Consider the following 15,057-nt stretch of genomic DNA (forward strand, 5'->3'; position numbering starts at 1 on the left):
GTCACGCTGCGCCACCATGCCCCAGCCAATGTCACCGCTTGCCTCAGTTCGCACCGGCATCCTCGTCGTGGCCCTTGGCACGGCCCAGCTTGCTTCGACCCTCACCCGCGTCCCTCGCGGGTCGTATCGCGTTAGTGAAGCTTGGGGGCTGCTCATGCGAGTGCGCGTTATCAACATCCGCTTCGCCCGTCTCACCAGCAGAATCTCGACATAGGCACACCTGTACGAATTGGGTCGTCTTGACTGATCACTCATGACTCAGCACAGTTAGCCCAGGTGTGTCGGGGGGCATTGGAGTCGCTTGTGGAGGCACAGAGTGCAAGGCAGCGCTTGTTCTCCGTGCCCCAGCTCGACGACTCGGGTGCGGACACCTTGGACCGGTACAACTGGCAGGCCTCGATGGCGGCTGCGGACGGGCTTCGCCTGTACTTAGACGCGCTCGACGACGACGGACGCCCGTCTCCGAACATCGACAGCAGAGTCGTCTGCGAGTACCAAGAGGATTGGGCAGCGGTCGATGGCGACGCAGTGGAACTGGTCTCCGCCAAACACCGAGACGTGACGACCGGCCCCTTCACAACCATCAACAGTCTCGCCGATGTTGGCGGCGTGGCGCACCTGTTCGGTCGTTGGCACGCTCTCAACGAGACTCCCAGTTGCCGCATGGTCACCACCTTCGGACTGTCCCCTGAGGTGCAGAAGCTTGAGAAAGCATGGGAGAAGCTAAGAGAGCTGCGACTGGCGCATCAGCCCCTGACCGTGCCCGACGAGCACCACAAACCCGTTAATGATCTCTGTCAGGCCCTTAGGTCTTATTGCAAGGAACTGCCATCGGGTTGGACGTCGGCGGCAAAACCCATGCCCTCTCCGACCGATGCAGAGATCACGCAAGTGGTCCGCTTTTTGGCCGTACTGGACGTTGAGGCAGGCAAGCCTCCTCGTGACCACCTCGCGTACGCCGCGGCGAACATGTACGTACGCCCCCTATGCGACCGCCTTCGGCTCCCGATCGATCCCGAGTCCATTTGGGCTGCTGTGCACGATATTTTCTACGCACGTATGCGCAAGGCAGGGCCTATCCCGACTGGCAAGCTCCCCGCGGTGCTGGCCTATAGAGTCGGCTCGACTTCACCCGATACGGCGCAGTTGGAACGATCCCTCCTCAACCGCATCGTCACACTGGATGACATAGACCTGGCGGTCAGGACCGCCATCTCTCAGCCTCATGGTTACCGGCCGCTTCCTCGTCTACAGCGAACCACGAAGCTTGCCGTGAAGATGTCCGCCGGCCAGTGTCCGGACAACAGTATCGAGCGAGCCGAGCATCTGGCACAGGAGTACAGAGACTTCTGGCGCGAGGAGCGCAGCGGCAACCCCACTGCTCGAGCGGCTCAAGCGCGCCTTGAGCGCTACCTACTGCGCATCAGCGACGAAGCCACTCAAAGCACTCTCGCAGAAGTGCCGCGAGGGCCAGCCTTCTGGCAGGCAGTACAACGGCTCCTTGCAGCCTCGCCACCGGCTGACCTGCCGAGCGGCATGGACTCCGAGCTCTTGCTCGGAGGGATCTGCGATCTGACCAGTCAGTGCAAGGTGTGGTTCAGTGACAGTTTTGACGTAGACGAAGCCATCAAGGCTATCCAACGAGGACGGGGGCAGACCTCATGAGTGACGCCCTAGACCGCGCCCTGTTGCGCGAGGACCTTGCCTATCACCAAGCACGTGTCCTGCTCCTCGTGACGTCTGTGGCTGGCACTGTCGGTCACAGCGGCAAACTCGATGGTCTGACAAAGCTCGCTAAGCTTGATTTCCTGTTGCGCTACCCAGCCTTGGCTTCGACGGTGCTCGACCCTCTTAATCCGCGAGATGAACGACTGGCATTGGCTCCCGAGGAGTTGACGGCGCCTACAGAAGTTGAGGCACCGATGACTCGATATAAATACGGCCCTTGGGACGATCGATACTACGCCATCATTGGCGCTCTCGTAGGACGCGGCCTAATTCGCTACGCCAAGGGGCGCAGAGGCAGTGTGGCATTGATTCCAACGCCACTAGGTAAGAAACTGGCCGCAGTTCTGGCTGACACAGAAGCATGGGCGACTGTCAAAAACCGCTGCGATGCAGTAGCAGAAGCCTCAGCAAACATGACCGGAAACACCCTGAAGGACCTTATCTATGAGCGGCTGGCAGATCTAATGAACCGCCCCCACAGGGAGGTCATTCAGTGACTACGAAGTTCCGTCTCGACAAGGTGACCATCCACTCCACTGAGGGTCCGGTGGAGTATCAGTTCCCGTCTGACCTTACAGTCTTGGCGGGCCCCACGGGCGTGGGGAAGACAACACTTCTCGAACTAATCAAGTGGGGTCTGGGAGGAGATGGCCAGCTCGCCCCCGTGGTTACCGATAAGGTCCAAGATCTCTCGCTCCAAATCTCCATCGGCGAAGAGAGGTTCCGTCTCTCCCGTAGCATCGACCCGCAGAAAAGAAACAACGTACGCGTCACAGACCTCGTGACCGGCGAGCGACTTCCCGACCATCAAGTGAAGTCAGGGGAGGCTGGCAGCCTCAACACTCTCCTTATGTCGAGCCTAGGGCTGCCGAGCGATATGCGCGCCGCCGCACAAACAGGCCGCAGCACAAAAGCTGGGGCCCGCATCTCGTTCGCAGACATTTTCACCTACATGTACATTCCGCAGTCGGAAATAAATCGCGACATCGCAAGAAGTCAAGATTCGTATCTAGAGCCGAAGCGCAAGGCAGTGTTCGAGCTTATCTTCGCGCTCGCCGATCCAGAGCTATTCGAGAAGCGTTCGCAAGCGAACACACTCAAAGGGTCAGTCGAAGAGGCAGAGGATCATCACCGAAAGATTCTCCAGTTCCTGCGTGACAGCAACACTCAAAGCCGCGAAGAGGCCCAGCAAGAACTCGACAAAGCCCTCATCGCGCAGCGAGAAGCCGAGGAGCAGAGGGCACAACTCAGGGACGATATCGACCCCGTCACTGATCGAGAAACTCAGGCGCTACGAGACCTGCTCAATGAAGCCGAGCGAAGCCTGGCAGATGCTCGCAATGCCGAAGTTACCCTAGGGCGTCAGATAGAAGAACTGTCCAGTGAACGCCGTCGGGTAAATTCTGACCTTGCACGCCTGAACCGGATGCGTGATGCAGGCGAGCGACTGGCGCAGATCGAATTTACGACTTGCCCTCGATGCATGCAGGCACTCAAGAACCGCAAGGTCCCCAAGGGGCATTGCAGGGTGTGCCTACTCCCCGATGAGGCTGCATCTACAGATGAACTCGATCAGTACGAGACAGTGCAACTAAAGGATCAGCTGGAGGAAATGGAGAAACAGCTATCATTTGTTGCGCAACAGACACAGAATGCGCGCCAGTTGATCCTGGACCGGCAAGACCTCGTCCGACATCTGGAAACTGCGATCGATGCGCGGACGGCTGATCGCGTAAGTCCAAGGCTACAGGCATACAGCGATATCTCAGAGAAGATCGCGGCAGCCCGTACCGCACAGAAACACTTCGAGAATGTCTTGCAGCAATGGGACCGGGTGTCAGATCTGGCCCGCTCCGAAGAAGAACTAAGGAAACGATACGAACGCCTGTTTCGGGAAATCGAACAGAAGGAGGCGAGACTAAAGGAGCGACGCACACACACGGTTCGCCAAATCTCCGAAGAATTCAATCGAGTCGTTTCGGACCTGCAAATTCCAGGGGTCGAAGAAGCCAGCATCCACGAAACGAATTATCTCCCCTTGCTCAATGGAAAGCCATTCAGGCAGTTTTCCAGAGGTGGCGGTATCGTGACCGCAACCCAGGTGGCCTATTGGACTGCACTGATTGCGGTAGCTCTGCGAGAAAGGGATGTCCCATACCCGACCTTCCTCCTCATCGACAGTCCGCGCCTAGCCTTGAACGAGGAACAGGACCTCACTTCTGGGCTATACCGGAGACTGGTGACGCTGGCCGAGGCGAACGCGGGGCGCGTTCAGATAATCATCGCCGACCATGCCCTGCCTTCGGCGTACCGAAAAGACTATGCCGAGATCGACTTCAGCTACAAGAAACCAACCATCAGTTCGATTAAGCACCCAGGAAAGGGAAGTGTTAAGCCGCTGGTTTCTACTTAACGATGATAGTTCGTTCCCGCCTAGTTCACGGCAAGGCAGCGCGTAGGCATGCAGCACTGCGTCACACCCGTTCGTACATCCCAAGCGAGTCCGTCTTCGAACTCAAAAAGCCGTTCAGAACCACCGACCAAGCGCTTCTCACGCTGTGGGATAGGGTGCGGAACCTAGACGACCGCATCGAGGAGTCGCTCTCAAAGAATGGCTACTCAACGGTGCTGGGAGACTCGCTTTTCCAGCATCGGAGCGACGATGAGATCGTGCTCTGCCTGAATTATGACGGCCTTTATGGCATCAACAACGTCAACCGGTTCCTGCAGGCGAGCAATCCGAATCCAGCTGTGACCTGGAGCGAGTCCACGCACAAGGTCGGCGACCCCGTGCTCTTCAACGATTCTGATCGGTTCCGTCCGGTTATTTTCAACAATCTGAAGGGCAAGATCGTCAAGATCGATCGCGTTACCGGCCGCATCACGTTCGATGTGAAACTCGAACGTGATGTCACTTCAGCCGACGTGTCCGGTACAGATCTGCGCTGGATAGAAGGCTCGACCGTCCAGTTCGACGTCTTCGAGCGTGGCAACAGCGATGATGATGACGATAAGGTCACCACCATGGTGCCGTTTCAGATCGCGTACGCCGTATCGATCCACAAAGCGCAGGGCCTTGAGTACAATTTGGTGAAGGTTGTCATCACGGATGCTAACGAGGAGAGTATCTCCCATAGCATCTTCTACACCGCGATCACACGCGCTCGGGAGCGTCTCGAAGTGTTCTACGCAGCAACGAATCCTGAGCCGTCTCGCAGTACGTGAGAACACGAAAGACGAGATTCTACTGAAGGTGCGCCGAGGCGTGATCCCTGTTGTGAAGCGACCGAAACGCCAAAAGGCGCGCCAGCTGCCGTAGACGCCGGAGCTGAAGTTTGGGGGACGCTGAGGCGACCAATCGTCCGGAGGTAGTGGCCCACGGGGCGAGGCTCCTGGTCAACGGCGCCAGGCCACGGCTGCGGCCCGTAGCCTTTCCATGCTGGCGACCACCTGCGCGGCGACGAGGTGCCCGATCGACACGGCCGCCTGACGACCGGACGCTTCAAAGGCCGGATTGTTCCTGGCCGCCGCCCTGGCGATCGCCGCCCGCAGCAACCCCAGCGACTCGGACGAGATCCGTATCGGCCTCTGTGAACCCTTCTGGTTCGCGCTGTCCCGGCCGTCGCTGCTGCTGTTTGCCTCGTCCGTCATGTTGCCCCTTGCCCGTCAACCAGGCCAGCGCCCGGTGATATCGGCACAGGATAGGACCAGCCGCCCACAAACGATATGTTCCCGCCCAGACGGGTTGCAGGGGGGCACGGGGAGAAGGCGGATTCTCCGGCCCGGGCTCGGGGCGGCCCTACTCGGCGCTCACGCTCTCCACCCGGCCACATCAGATCGCGCCCGGCCGAACTCTCACCGACTGGCCTTCTTGTTGAGGGACGGCAGCCGTTCCTTCAACAGCCGGTCCTCCAGCACGTACGCAGCCTCCCGATCCGGGCATGGGTACGCCTGCCAGCTCGTGAAGACCTTGCCGTCCTTCACGTGCTTTCCTATGCGAGTACGGAACTGGTCAGTGCTTCCCAGGTAGCAGGGGTCGTTGCGGGCGTCGAAGAGCGCGTAGACAACCCCCACGCCTCGCAGCGGGCAGGGATCTGTCTCTGGGCACGGCCACGTGCCAACCCATGTCCCCTCAGGCCCGTTGGGCGGCTTCATGAGGTGGCATGTCTGATACGGCAAGTCGATGTGGTTGTTCCAGCGGCGTGTGCGGCGCGGGGTCACAAGGGCCCGGTACGCCTTGAAAAACTCAAGCAACTCCGTGATGGTGACGTCCCCGCACCGGTACGAGGAGCCGTAGTGGTGCAGGATCTGGTCTTCGGCATTCTCTTGGGCCTCGACCAGCTTCTGCTGGCGGGCTTCAAGAGCTGTTTGTGCTGGAGCGTCGCGTGGTACGCCGACTCGACGGATGTGGAGCGTTGCTCCGGGACATTGGTCACGGTTCCCCCTGAGTCAGGCGCTGACTTCTTCGTGGCAGTCGCGGCACAGCTTGGACTCGGTTGCATTCCTCAACGGCCGGTGGCGCTCCGGGCGCTTCGGCTTGCTGACGGGCGCTGAGCGCTGCCCTGGGAAGCTATCGGCGCTCTCTGACAGCAGCGGGGCAGCAGGAATGTTCTCGGGCGCCAGGCCGTGCCTGTAGACCGCGGCCAGTGACTTCGCGCTGTCCGTCTCCGCCACAGCTTCCATTCCGGCCAGCCGTCAGCCAGGGCCTGCGACACGCGCTCGATTAGGTGCGTCCGTTGCCAGGACCAGGTGTCTGGTCGTCCCCGCCCACGCGGGGGTAATCCGACGCAGTCCCCTTCCTCGGGGTCGTCGGGGACGTCGTCCCCTGGTGCCTCTATTGCCGCACAGTGGCCGACCAGGGAATTTGTGATCGCCAGCGTGGAGATAGGCTCCAGGACGAGGCGCTCAGTGATCCTGCGACGCGCGCCCGGGGGCCCGAGCAGCGGCGTGGACAACCACACAAAAGAACCTGGCCGGGCAGTAGACAGCCGGGCGGATGAACAACCGGCATACCCGCTCCCGCAGACTTCGTCCACACGGTTGCCAGCTCATGGCGACATCACCCTGTGATTACGTTTCCCCGCCCCGCTTGGCACACTTTTCACAGCGTCGACCTTGCACACGTACGGTGCGCACTTGTCGCCACGACAGGGGATCACCGCAGGTCAAACGTGCTCCACAAGTCTGGTGGTCGCATATGTGAGCTCACCAGCTTCAGACTGGGTGTGTCGGCACTTTTGTACCAAACACGGGAGGCGATCATCATGCGCTCCTCTGCCGACCGAGGCCGCATCTACCGGCGCTGCGGCTGCCGGGATGCCCAGCACCGTCAGCTCGGCACGCGCTGCCCCAAGCTCGCCGACGATCATGATCACGGCACCTGGACCTTCGCCGTGGACCTGCCCGCACCCGCTGGCAAACGCACCACCATCCGCCGCGGCGGCTTCCCCACCCAAGACGCCGCCCGGTCCGCGCTGCGGCGGATGCTCGAGGGCGAAGCGGGCGGCTTCAACGCCGATCCGGACCAGACCGTCGCCGACTACCTCACCACCTGGCTCGAAGCCAAAGCCCTCACCCTCAAACCGACCACCCTCGTCCGCTACCGCGACTACGTCACCCACGACCTGATCCCAGCACTCGGCACACTCAGACTCGACGACCTCGGCTACCGCCACATCGCCGGCTTCGCCCGCACCCAGCTCAACACCGGCCGCGGCCGCGTCACCCTCCACCGCTGCCTCGCCACACTCTCCAGCGCACTCGGCGACGCCGTCCGCCAGCGCCGCCTCGCCCACAACCCCGCAAAGCCCTCCGTCCTCCCCCGCCCACCAGCCGCCGAACGCACCATCTGGACACCCGAGGAAGCCGCCCGCTTCCTGCGCCACTGCCACCACGCCGACCCCCTGATGGCCGATTTCGTCGAAGTCCTCATCGGCACCGGCATGCGCAAAGGCGAAGCCCTCGGCCTCCACTGGGCCGACGTCCACCTCGACGAACAAGTCCTCTACGTCCGCTACACCCTCTCCGCCATCAACAACAGCCGCCTCGTCATCACCACCCCCAAAACCCGCAGCAGCAAAAACTGGGTCGCCATCTCCCCACGCGTCGCAACCGCACTCACACACCAGGCCCCACCCGGCCCTGCCGCACCGCAGCCCGACGATCCGTTATCCGGCCTGGTGTTCAGCCGGCCCGACGGTCAACCACTGCGACCGCAGACGCTCCTGGACCACTTCAAACGACTCGCAGCCCAGGCCAAAGTCCCCATCATCACCCTGCACGACCTGCGCCACGTCGCCGCGACCGTCCCCATCACCGCAGGCATCCCGCTCCTCACCGTTTCCAAGACCCTTCGGCACTCCACCGTTTCCACGACGGCGAACATCTACTCCCACCTGACCCGGCAAGCCGCCCGCGACGCCGTAGAAGCCATCGACAAAGCACTTACCAAAGCCGACACCGGCCATACGGGTGGCATCCGCCGGCACTGGCCACCCCGGCCGCGACCGCGACCACACCGCGACCACCGAAACCGGCCCCACCACCTCTGGAAACGGACCTACTCCCCCACCATCACCGCTACTTCACCCGCCGCATCCCGACCCCAACAAGCGACTGCGACCACACTGCGACCACCGGCCTCCGCAACACGAAAAAGGCCGCTTTCCCATCTCTGAGAAAACGGCCTCCGACCTGCGAAAACGCTGGTCGGGACGACAGGATTTGAACCTGCGACCCCTTGACCCCCAGTCAAGTGCGAACGACGAATTCCCCGGAATTACAACGCTTTCCGCAGGTGAAATGCGTGCGGTAACGCCTGAGTTGTGCGGGGTCGCACACACCGTGTGGTCCCCAATTGGTCCCCACGACAGAGTCTCTATAAGCCAGCTTCGCTTTCACTTCCATCATGCACCTCTTGGCGACATCCGACAAGAACCTTGCGCTTGCCGGGAATGTCATCTGCCCTGGTCGGAAGCCTGCACCTGCAATGGCGGTCGTCGGCCTCGTCGCTCGAGTAGGCGCTCTCGCGTAGCCGGTAGTCGACGCGTCATGATGATCGACCGTGCTGCTGCGACGGGCCTACCTGGGGGTGACCAACGCGTTCGCGCTGCTGCGTCTGCTGCCGATAACCGGAACAAGGATGCGGAGATCCTGGCCTGTGGGTGCCGGGAATTATGTCACCTGGGCTGACCTGTTGCTTCGGATCCGCCCAGATCTCAGGAACGGCGAGCCATTTTGAGGCAGCATGCCGGTCGTGGCGATACGGCTTCTACCTGAACGAAGCTATCGGCTAGCCAGCAGCCGCAACCGCTCGCGGACACTGGGCAGGACGTAGTGCTGTGCCTCGCTGGTGTACTGGATCCTCCCGAGTGGCAGGGCGTTGCCGGACTCCGGGATCAGCGCTCCGATCACGCCGAGGGCCGCTCAGCCGACGGGCGACGCGTATCAGGCCGAGCATGGGCAACGACAGCGGCACGATGTGCTGCGGCTGGCTGATCATGGCGATGACCGGTCTGGTGTTGTCCCAGTAGGGCAGGTCCGTCGCCTTCTTCGGCCGCTTCGCGACCTCCGTCGGCCATCCCGAATCGGCCACGAGGACGACGTCGAGATGCGGCCGCTAGGACTGAACAGGCGGCGCTGGGGTGTGGTCATCGATCGCCCTGTACGCGAGGGTGCAGGTTTGTGAGGGTAGGTCGGCCCGGGGCTCGCGCCCGCCGAGCGCGGCGCCGCCAGGAGGTGGCGGCGCGGCCGACGCCACCCGGCAGGGCGGTCCGGCTAGGCTCACACCCGTGACGTGGCTGCGGGCCTTCGGGGATGTCGTGCGTTCCGGGCTCACGGTCGAGGAGACGCGGCTGGAACCCCTGCTCGCGCTGCGCACGGCCGCTGGGGTGGCGCTCGTCATCGGGCCGGCCCTGTGGCTGGTCTCCCCTGCGTACGCCGCGTCCGCCGCCCTCGGTGCCTTCTCCTCGGGTGGGGCCACCTTCCAGCGCACCTGGCGTCCACGCAAGGTGATCGCGCTCGGCGCGGGCGCGGGTCTGGCGCTCAGCACCTTCGTGGGCTACCTGGCGGCGGGGCGACTCGTGACGTTCCTCCCACTGCTGGCCGTATGGGCCTTTGTCGCGGGGATGGCGTGGGCCGTCGGATCGACCGCTGGGATCGTCGCAGCGACGACGGTCGGCAGCATGCTGGTCACCATCACCCTGCCCACGAGCATCGGGCAAGCCCTGGAGCACGCCGGGGTCATCGCGCTCGGAGGCATGGCGCAGGCCATGCTGATCTTGCTGTTCCCGATCCGCCGTTGGGGGGCGCATCGTGACGCGCTCGCCGACGCCCTGGCCGCCGTGGCGGACTACGCCCGCCGGCTGCGGCATGACCCGACCGCCCCGTTCGACCCGGAGCCGTTGATGACGGCCCGGGACGCGGCCGCCGTGACGCCATCACAGGCCCGCACTCGTCCCCCTGTCCTCCACGGCCCCCGGGGCCTGGCCGAGCGCATTCGGTCGGTCGTCGCCGCGCTCGCCGACCCGGATGTCGGCGCCCCGGCGGAAGGACCCGGGCGGGGCCGCGCGCGGGAGTTGCTCGGCGCGGCCGCCGACGTCCTGGACGCGGCCGCCCGTTCGATCCGCCGCGGCACTCCCACCGAGGTGCCACCCGGGAGCGCGGACGTCCTGCGCGTCGACGAGGAGCACGAGGTGCTGGAGGGGCCCGCGCAGCAGGCCGCCGAGCGGCTCGTGGAACTGCTCGGCGAGGCATTGGAGATCGCCGGGAGCGGCAGCGCGCGCGGGAAGATGCCCACGCCGCCCGGCCCCGCGGGCGCCCAGTTCCTGGTGCGCCCGACAATGTTCCGGCTGCTCCCGGTCGTCGTCCGAGCGGTCCGCCGCGAGCTCCGCCGGGACTCCCCCGTCTTCCGGCACGCCGTCCGCCTGGCGGCGGTGGCCACGCTCGGCTATCTGATCGCCGCCCAGCTCCCCCTGGCCCACGGCTACTGGGCGCCCATCGCCTCGGTGATGGTGATGCGCCCGGACTTCCACCGGACGTACGCGCGTGCGGTGGCCCGGCTCGCCGGGACCCTGGCGGGGGTCGCGCTCGCCACCGGGATGGTGCGGGCCGTGGGCCCGGACGCCCATGTGTTCGGCGCGCTGGCGGTGGTCTCGGCGGGCCTGTCGTACACGCTGATCCGTACCGGCTACGCCTACTCCCAGTGCTTCACTGCCGCGTACGTCGTCTTCCTGCTCGGCATGGGCGGCCAGGCATGGCGGCAGACGGTCCCGGAGCGGGTGGTGCTCACCCTGCTCGGCGGGGCCCTGGCAATGCTGGCGTACGTGGTGTACCCCGCGTGGGAGACGCCCCGGCTGCCGGGCCGACTTGCGGACTGGCTCGCCGCCAACGGCCGCTACGCGGCTGCGGTGCTCCGCAGCTACGCCGAACCGACCCGGGAACATCGCGCCGACGTGCGCAAGGCACTGCTGGCGAGCAGGGAGGCACGTGCCGCCTGGCAGGAGACCTACGACCGGGCAAGGCAGGAACCGGTCCGCCCCAGGGGTCTGACGTCGCGCGAGGCGGAGGAGGCGCAGGAGGCGCTCAAAAGGTTCGGCCGGGCGGCGATGCTCATGGAGAGCCACGTCCCGCGGGCCGACAGCCGTTTCGTCCCCGAGGCGGAGCGGTTCGCCGAGGCCCTGGAGGCGGACACCGCGCAGGCGGCAGTCGACGTGCGCGAGCACAGGAATCCGGACTGGGGGCGCGTCGAGGAGGCGCTCCACGCGTGGGAGGGCGCCACCGCCGGGGACCGGAGCCCGGTGGCACGACGCGGGGCGGAACTACAGAAGCGGGCCTTGGAGGACCTCGCGACGGCCGTGAGCCGCACACCCCTGGAACGGGACGTCGGCTCTGCCCGCGAGGAGCAGCGGGTGCGGGCGGCGGTGGCGGCGGCGGCGGAAGGTGACGGATCAGAACCCGCGCACCGGGGTGGGTGATCGATCCCCTCGACGTTCCGCCGGAAGGACTTCTCCGCCTCGGCCGTCACGATGAGTTGCGGATGCCGGCAGTCAGGCCGATGACGAGGAAAAGCTGGCAGTGGTGGAGCTGGCCGACGCGTTTGAACAGGTTGCGCTGGGCGGCGGCGTACCACGTGGCAGCCGACGTGGTTGAGGCGGTCGTTCTTCACCAACCGACGGGTAGCGGGCCCCGCTCACACGCTCAGGCCGTACGGCATCATGCAGACGACGACATCGGTGCGCGCCCTCAGGACCGTGGCCAGCAGCAGGCCGCGCTGGTTCTGGAGGATCTTGTAGCGCCGGTGCCGGGGCTCGACCTCGGGGATGAGAACGGCGATCTGCCGACCGCCCCCGGCCTCGCGCCGCACATACGCGACCATCGGCTGCACCAGGGACCGGTGCGGGCTGTCGATGATCTCCAGGCGCACCCCGGGATTCCAGCGCTCCCAGGCGTCCTGCAGCGCCCGCGCCTTCGCGGGCTCGGCCTGGACGCTGACCGCCACGACCTCGTCGCCCAGGGCGAGCGCCGCCGTCAGCGCACGCTGCGCGAGCCTGCTGACCTCGCCGAGCGGGACGATGACCAGACTCATGGTGCGCGCCGGTGGCGGCGGGATCCGCCCGAGCCCGAGTTCCTCGCCGGCCGTCGTGTAATAGCGCTGGACGCGGGTGAACAGCAGCATCAGCAGCGGCACCGCGACGACGACCACCCAGGCCCCTTCGAGGAACTTGGTGGTCAGCAGGACCAGACCGGCCCCGGTGGTCAGCACGGCCCCCAGACCGTTGATCATCGCCCGGCGCAGCCACCCTTCCGGCTGCTCGGTCGCCCAGTGCCGTACCAGCCCGACCTGGCTGATGGTGAAGCCGGTGAACACCCCGATGGCGAACAGCGGGATCAGCCGATGGGTCTCGCCCCCCACCGCGATGAGCAGCAGGGCCGACAGCAGCGCCAGCGCCACCACGCCGTACCGGTACACCGGGCGCTCCGCGCGCAGCCCGAACAGGTGGGGCAGCCGGTCGTCCCGCGCCAGCAGGCTCATCAGGACCGGGAGGCCGCCGAAGCTGGTGTTGGCGGCGAGCGCGAGAACAAGGGTGACGATGAGGTTGGTCGCGTAGTACTCCCATCCGGCTCCGTACGACCCGGCGGCGAGCTGGGCGAGGACCGTCACACCGCCGCGCGGCGCCACATGGTCACGGCGGATCAGATACGCCATCCCGAGCAGCATCACTCCGAGGAGCATGCCGAGCATCAGCTCGGTGTGCTGGGCCCGCTTGATGCGCGGCTCGCGGAACATCGGCACGCCGTTGGCGATGGCCTCCACCCCGGTCAGGGCGGAGCAGCCCGAGGAGAACGCTTTAAGGATCAGCAGGACGCCCAGCGCCTCGGTGGCCCGGACGGGATGGGCGGCGCCGACGACGGCCGCGGGGTGTGAGCGCAGGATCCCCATGACGACGATGCCGAGCATGCTGACGATGAACAGCACGGTCGGCAGCATCAGCACCCGGGCACTCTCGGCCACTCCCCAGAGGTTCACGGCCGTGAGCAGGGCGAGCAGCACCAGGCAGACGGCGAGCAGATGCGAGGAGAGGATCGGGAAGGCGGAGGCGAGGCTGGCGGCGCCGGCGGCCAGGCTGACGGCGACGGTGAGGACGTAGTCGATGGTCAGGCTCGCCGCGGCGAGCAGGCTCACCCGTTGCCCGAGGCTCTTCTTCGCCACCGCGTAGGCGCCGCCGCCGTCCGGATGGACGGCGATCACCTGGCGGTAGGAGATCACCAGCACGGTGAGCAGGACGGTGATGACGACCGTGATGGGCAGCGTGGCGGTAAGGGCCCCGGTGCCGGCGGCGACCAGGACGACCACGATGGCCTCAGGGCCGTACGCGACCGAGCTCAGCGCGTCCAGGGACAGCGCGGCCAGCCCCTCAAGGCTGGTGAGATGGTGCTTGTCGCCCTCCCCGTGGCGCAAAGGTACCCGTGGCCGCAATGCGCGGTGTGCCAGTCCGAACGCCATGGAGAACCTCGGGGCGGGGTTGTCGGGGACCGTCCCGCGACAGTGTGCCCCGCCGTGGCGCCCGGCCAGCTGAGGCATGCCCGAACAGCCGCCATGTGTCCGCCGCCTCCGTGACTCCCTGACCTGACCGAGTGCTCCTCACGGCGCTCCCCGAGTGTCGCCGCGGCGGTGCGAGCCGCGCCCATAGCATGACCTGGCGCGGTCACCGACCTGTCGGCAGCAGGCCGGGCCGTGCGATTGGTTCCTGGGGCCCATGCGGTCGGGCATCCGCCGAGCGAGGGTGGCGCTGACGAGGCGCGCCGGGTTACGCCCAGCGCCGGACGACTGGAGGTTGATGACCATGACGGTGATGTCCGTGCCCAGGTTCGAGCGGTTCTTCCGGGTGGCGGCGGGACTTGATGTCGACAAGAACGACCTCAAGCGCTACAGCGACTTCGTGGACGCCAAAGTCTACGATCTGCTGCTCATCGCCGAGGCGGTCGCGAAGGCCAACAACCGGGACGTCATCGTGCCGTGGGATCTGCCGATCACCAAGGGGCTACAGGAGAACATCCACCGCTTCCGGGACCTCGACCACGAGATCGAGCTGAAGCCCATCCTCGATCAGCTCGTCAGGCACCCGCCGCTGGACCGCGCACCCGACGACGCGACGGAGGCGAGGTTGCCGGAAATCGTCGGCGGGCTCAGCCTGGCGCTCGCCAAGGCATTCAAGATCATCTACCCGGATCTGAAGAATCCGCAGACCAAGCACTGGGAGACGGTCTGGCCGCTCTTCAATCTCCTGCTGTGACGCCGGGGTTGTGAATGCCGGGAGCGATGCGGTGGCCGCCGGACCGGCTAGGAGGGCATGACCGCGGACATCGAGTCGGGCATACGCGCCTTGAGGTCCTTCCACTCGCCCTCGCTGATGTGGTTCTCGAGGACATGCAGGACCGTGCGCACCAGTTGCTCGGTGTCGCCCTCGATCGCGTACGGAAAGTCGTGCCGGACCCGCCGGAAGAATTCCTCGCCGGTCAATTTCACGGGCGTCTCCGCGGGTTTCCACCCGTCGTAGTAGACGCCGCGCAGCAAGGTCGGAAGCTGCGCTCCGAAGTGCACGGCCTCATCGACCGACAGCCGGTCCCGCAGGTGGTGCAGGACCGCGCGCAGAGCGGCGTACGACTGCTTCCGGCGCTCCTTGGGCCACCCATAGGCGTGCTCGATCTCCTTCAGGACATGGTTGGCCTTGTCGACCATGGTGTCGAACGAGGAAAAGCCTGCCGCAACCATCATGTAGTCCTTCCGATGCCCGCGGCGGCACCCGGCGGAGCGGGGCCGCCGCGGGA

The 15,057-nt window shown here is 65.3% G+C and carries 13 protein-coding genes and 1 tRNA gene; 8 read left to right on the forward strand and 6 right to left on the reverse strand.

What is annotated here, in order from left to right; all coding sequences use genetic code 11:
* The first annotated feature begins 339 nt into the window (after nt 1–339).
* From JK364_RS49145 to JK364_RS57850, 4 genes are all read left to right on the forward strand, one after another.
* Nucleotides 340–1,665 (forward strand): hypothetical protein, encoded by a 1,326-nt coding sequence (locus JK364_RS49145; RefSeq protein WP_201857974.1) that lies wholly within the window; start codon nt 340–342, stop codon nt 1,663–1,665.
* The gene (locus JK364_RS49150) at nt 1,662–2,225 is read left to right on the forward strand and encodes a hypothetical protein (RefSeq protein ID WP_201857975.1); all 564 of its coding nucleotides are present in this window, start codon (nt 1,662–1,664) and stop codon (nt 2,223–2,225) included. Before JK364_RS49145 ends, JK364_RS49150 begins: the two co-directional genes overlap by 4 nt.
* Nucleotides 2,222–4,141 carry an AAA family ATPase gene (locus JK364_RS49155; RefSeq protein ID WP_201857976.1) on the forward strand — a complete coding sequence of 640 codons (1,920 nt, stop codon included), beginning with the start codon at nt 2,222–2,224 and terminating at the stop codon, nt 4,139–4,141. The genes JK364_RS49150 and JK364_RS49155 overlap by 4 nt, the downstream gene beginning before the upstream one ends.
* Nucleotides 4,142–4,296: 155 nt before the next feature.
* A complete protein-coding gene (locus JK364_RS57850; protein ID WP_201857977.1) occupies nt 4,297–4,953 on the forward strand; it encodes an ATP-dependent DNA helicase in 657 nt (218 codons plus the stop codon).
* Between the two features lie 171 nt (nt 4,954–5,124).
* On the opposite strand, the gene JK364_RS49165 is transcribed toward JK364_RS57850, so the two are convergent.
* Entirely contained in the window at nt 5,125–5,379 is a 255-nt protein-coding gene (locus JK364_RS49165; RefSeq protein WP_201857978.1) for a hypothetical protein, read from the reverse strand.
* A gap of 204 nt (nt 5,380–5,583) precedes the next feature.
* Complete coding sequence (locus JK364_RS49170; protein WP_201857979.1) at nt 5,584–5,802, reverse strand: GIY-YIG nuclease family protein; 219 nt, start codon at nt 5,800–5,802, stop codon at nt 5,584–5,586.
* A gap of 222 nt (nt 5,803–6,024) precedes the next feature.
* Between JK364_RS49170 and JK364_RS49175 the strand changes: the two genes are divergently transcribed.
* The gene (locus tag JK364_RS49175) at nt 6,025–6,282 is read left to right on the forward strand and encodes a hypothetical protein (protein ID WP_201857980.1); all 258 of its coding nucleotides are present in this window, start codon (nt 6,025–6,027) and stop codon (nt 6,280–6,282) included.
* 671 nt (nt 6,283–6,953) lie between these two features.
* On the forward strand, nt 6,954–8,405 hold the full coding sequence (locus JK364_RS49180) for a tyrosine-type recombinase/integrase (protein WP_307841643.1): 1,452 nt from the start codon (nt 6,954–6,956) through the stop codon (nt 8,403–8,405).
* Between the two features lie 28 nt (nt 8,406–8,433).
* Here the strand turns inward: JK364_RS49180 and JK364_RS49185 are convergent.
* Both JK364_RS49185 and JK364_RS57350 read right to left on the reverse strand, forming a co-directional pair.
* Nucleotides 8,434–8,521: transfer RNA gene (locus JK364_RS49185), tRNA-Pro, on the reverse strand.
* Nucleotides 8,522–9,012: 491 nt separating this feature from the next.
* A complete protein-coding gene (locus JK364_RS57350; protein WP_269146429.1) occupies nt 9,013–9,141 on the reverse strand; it encodes a hypothetical protein in 129 nt (42 codons plus the stop codon).
* A 377-nt stretch (nt 9,142–9,518) separates the two neighbouring features.
* On the opposite strand from JK364_RS57350, the gene JK364_RS49190 reads away from it, so the two are divergent.
* Nucleotides 9,519–11,702 (forward strand): FUSC family protein, encoded by a 2,184-nt coding sequence (locus tag JK364_RS49190; protein WP_201857981.1) that lies wholly within the window; start codon nt 9,519–9,521, stop codon nt 11,700–11,702.
* Nucleotides 11,703–11,917: 215 nt separating this feature from the next.
* Here the strand turns inward: JK364_RS49190 and JK364_RS49195 are convergent, their stop codons facing one another.
* Nucleotides 11,918–13,732 carry an APC family permease gene (locus tag JK364_RS49195; protein WP_201857982.1) on the reverse strand — a complete coding sequence of 605 codons (1,815 nt, stop codon included), beginning with the start codon at nt 13,730–13,732 and terminating at the stop codon, nt 11,918–11,920.
* A gap of 340 nt (nt 13,733–14,072) precedes the next feature.
* Here JK364_RS49195 and JK364_RS49200 point away from each other — a divergent pair, with 340 nt between their 5' ends.
* Entirely contained in the window at nt 14,073–14,522 is a 450-nt protein-coding gene (locus JK364_RS49200) for a DUF1931 family protein (RefSeq protein ID WP_201857983.1), read from the forward strand.
* A 47-nt stretch (nt 14,523–14,569) separates the two neighbouring features.
* Here JK364_RS49200 and JK364_RS49205 read toward each other — a convergent pair.
* Nucleotides 14,570–15,057 (reverse strand): DUF2267 domain-containing protein (locus JK364_RS49205; protein WP_230993720.1); only part of this gene is annotated, 488 nt, incomplete at its 5' end.

The organism is Streptomyces endocoffeicus, assembly GCF_016741935.1.
In the GTDB taxonomy this organism is placed as follows: Bacteria; Actinomycetota; Actinomycetes; order Streptomycetales; family Streptomycetaceae; genus Streptomyces; species Streptomyces endocoffeicus.

Excerpts from the sequence above, each read along its gene's own strand:
- JK364_RS49165 (WP_201857978.1), bottom strand. The coding sequence starts at position 5,379 with ATGACGGACGAGGCAAACAGCAGCAGCGACGGCCGGGACAGCGCGAAC.
- JK364_RS49195 (WP_201857982.1), bottom strand. The coding sequence starts at position 13,732 with ATGGCGTTCGGACTGGCACACCGCGCATTGCGGCCACGGGTACCTTTG.
- JK364_RS49200 (WP_201857983.1), top strand. The coding sequence starts at position 14,073 with ATGACGGTGATGTCCGTGCCCAGGTTCGAGCGGTTCTTCCGGGTGGCG.
- JK364_RS49150 (WP_201857975.1), top strand. The coding sequence starts at position 1,662 with ATGAGTGACGCCCTAGACCGCGCCCTGTTGCGCGAGGACCTTGCCTAT.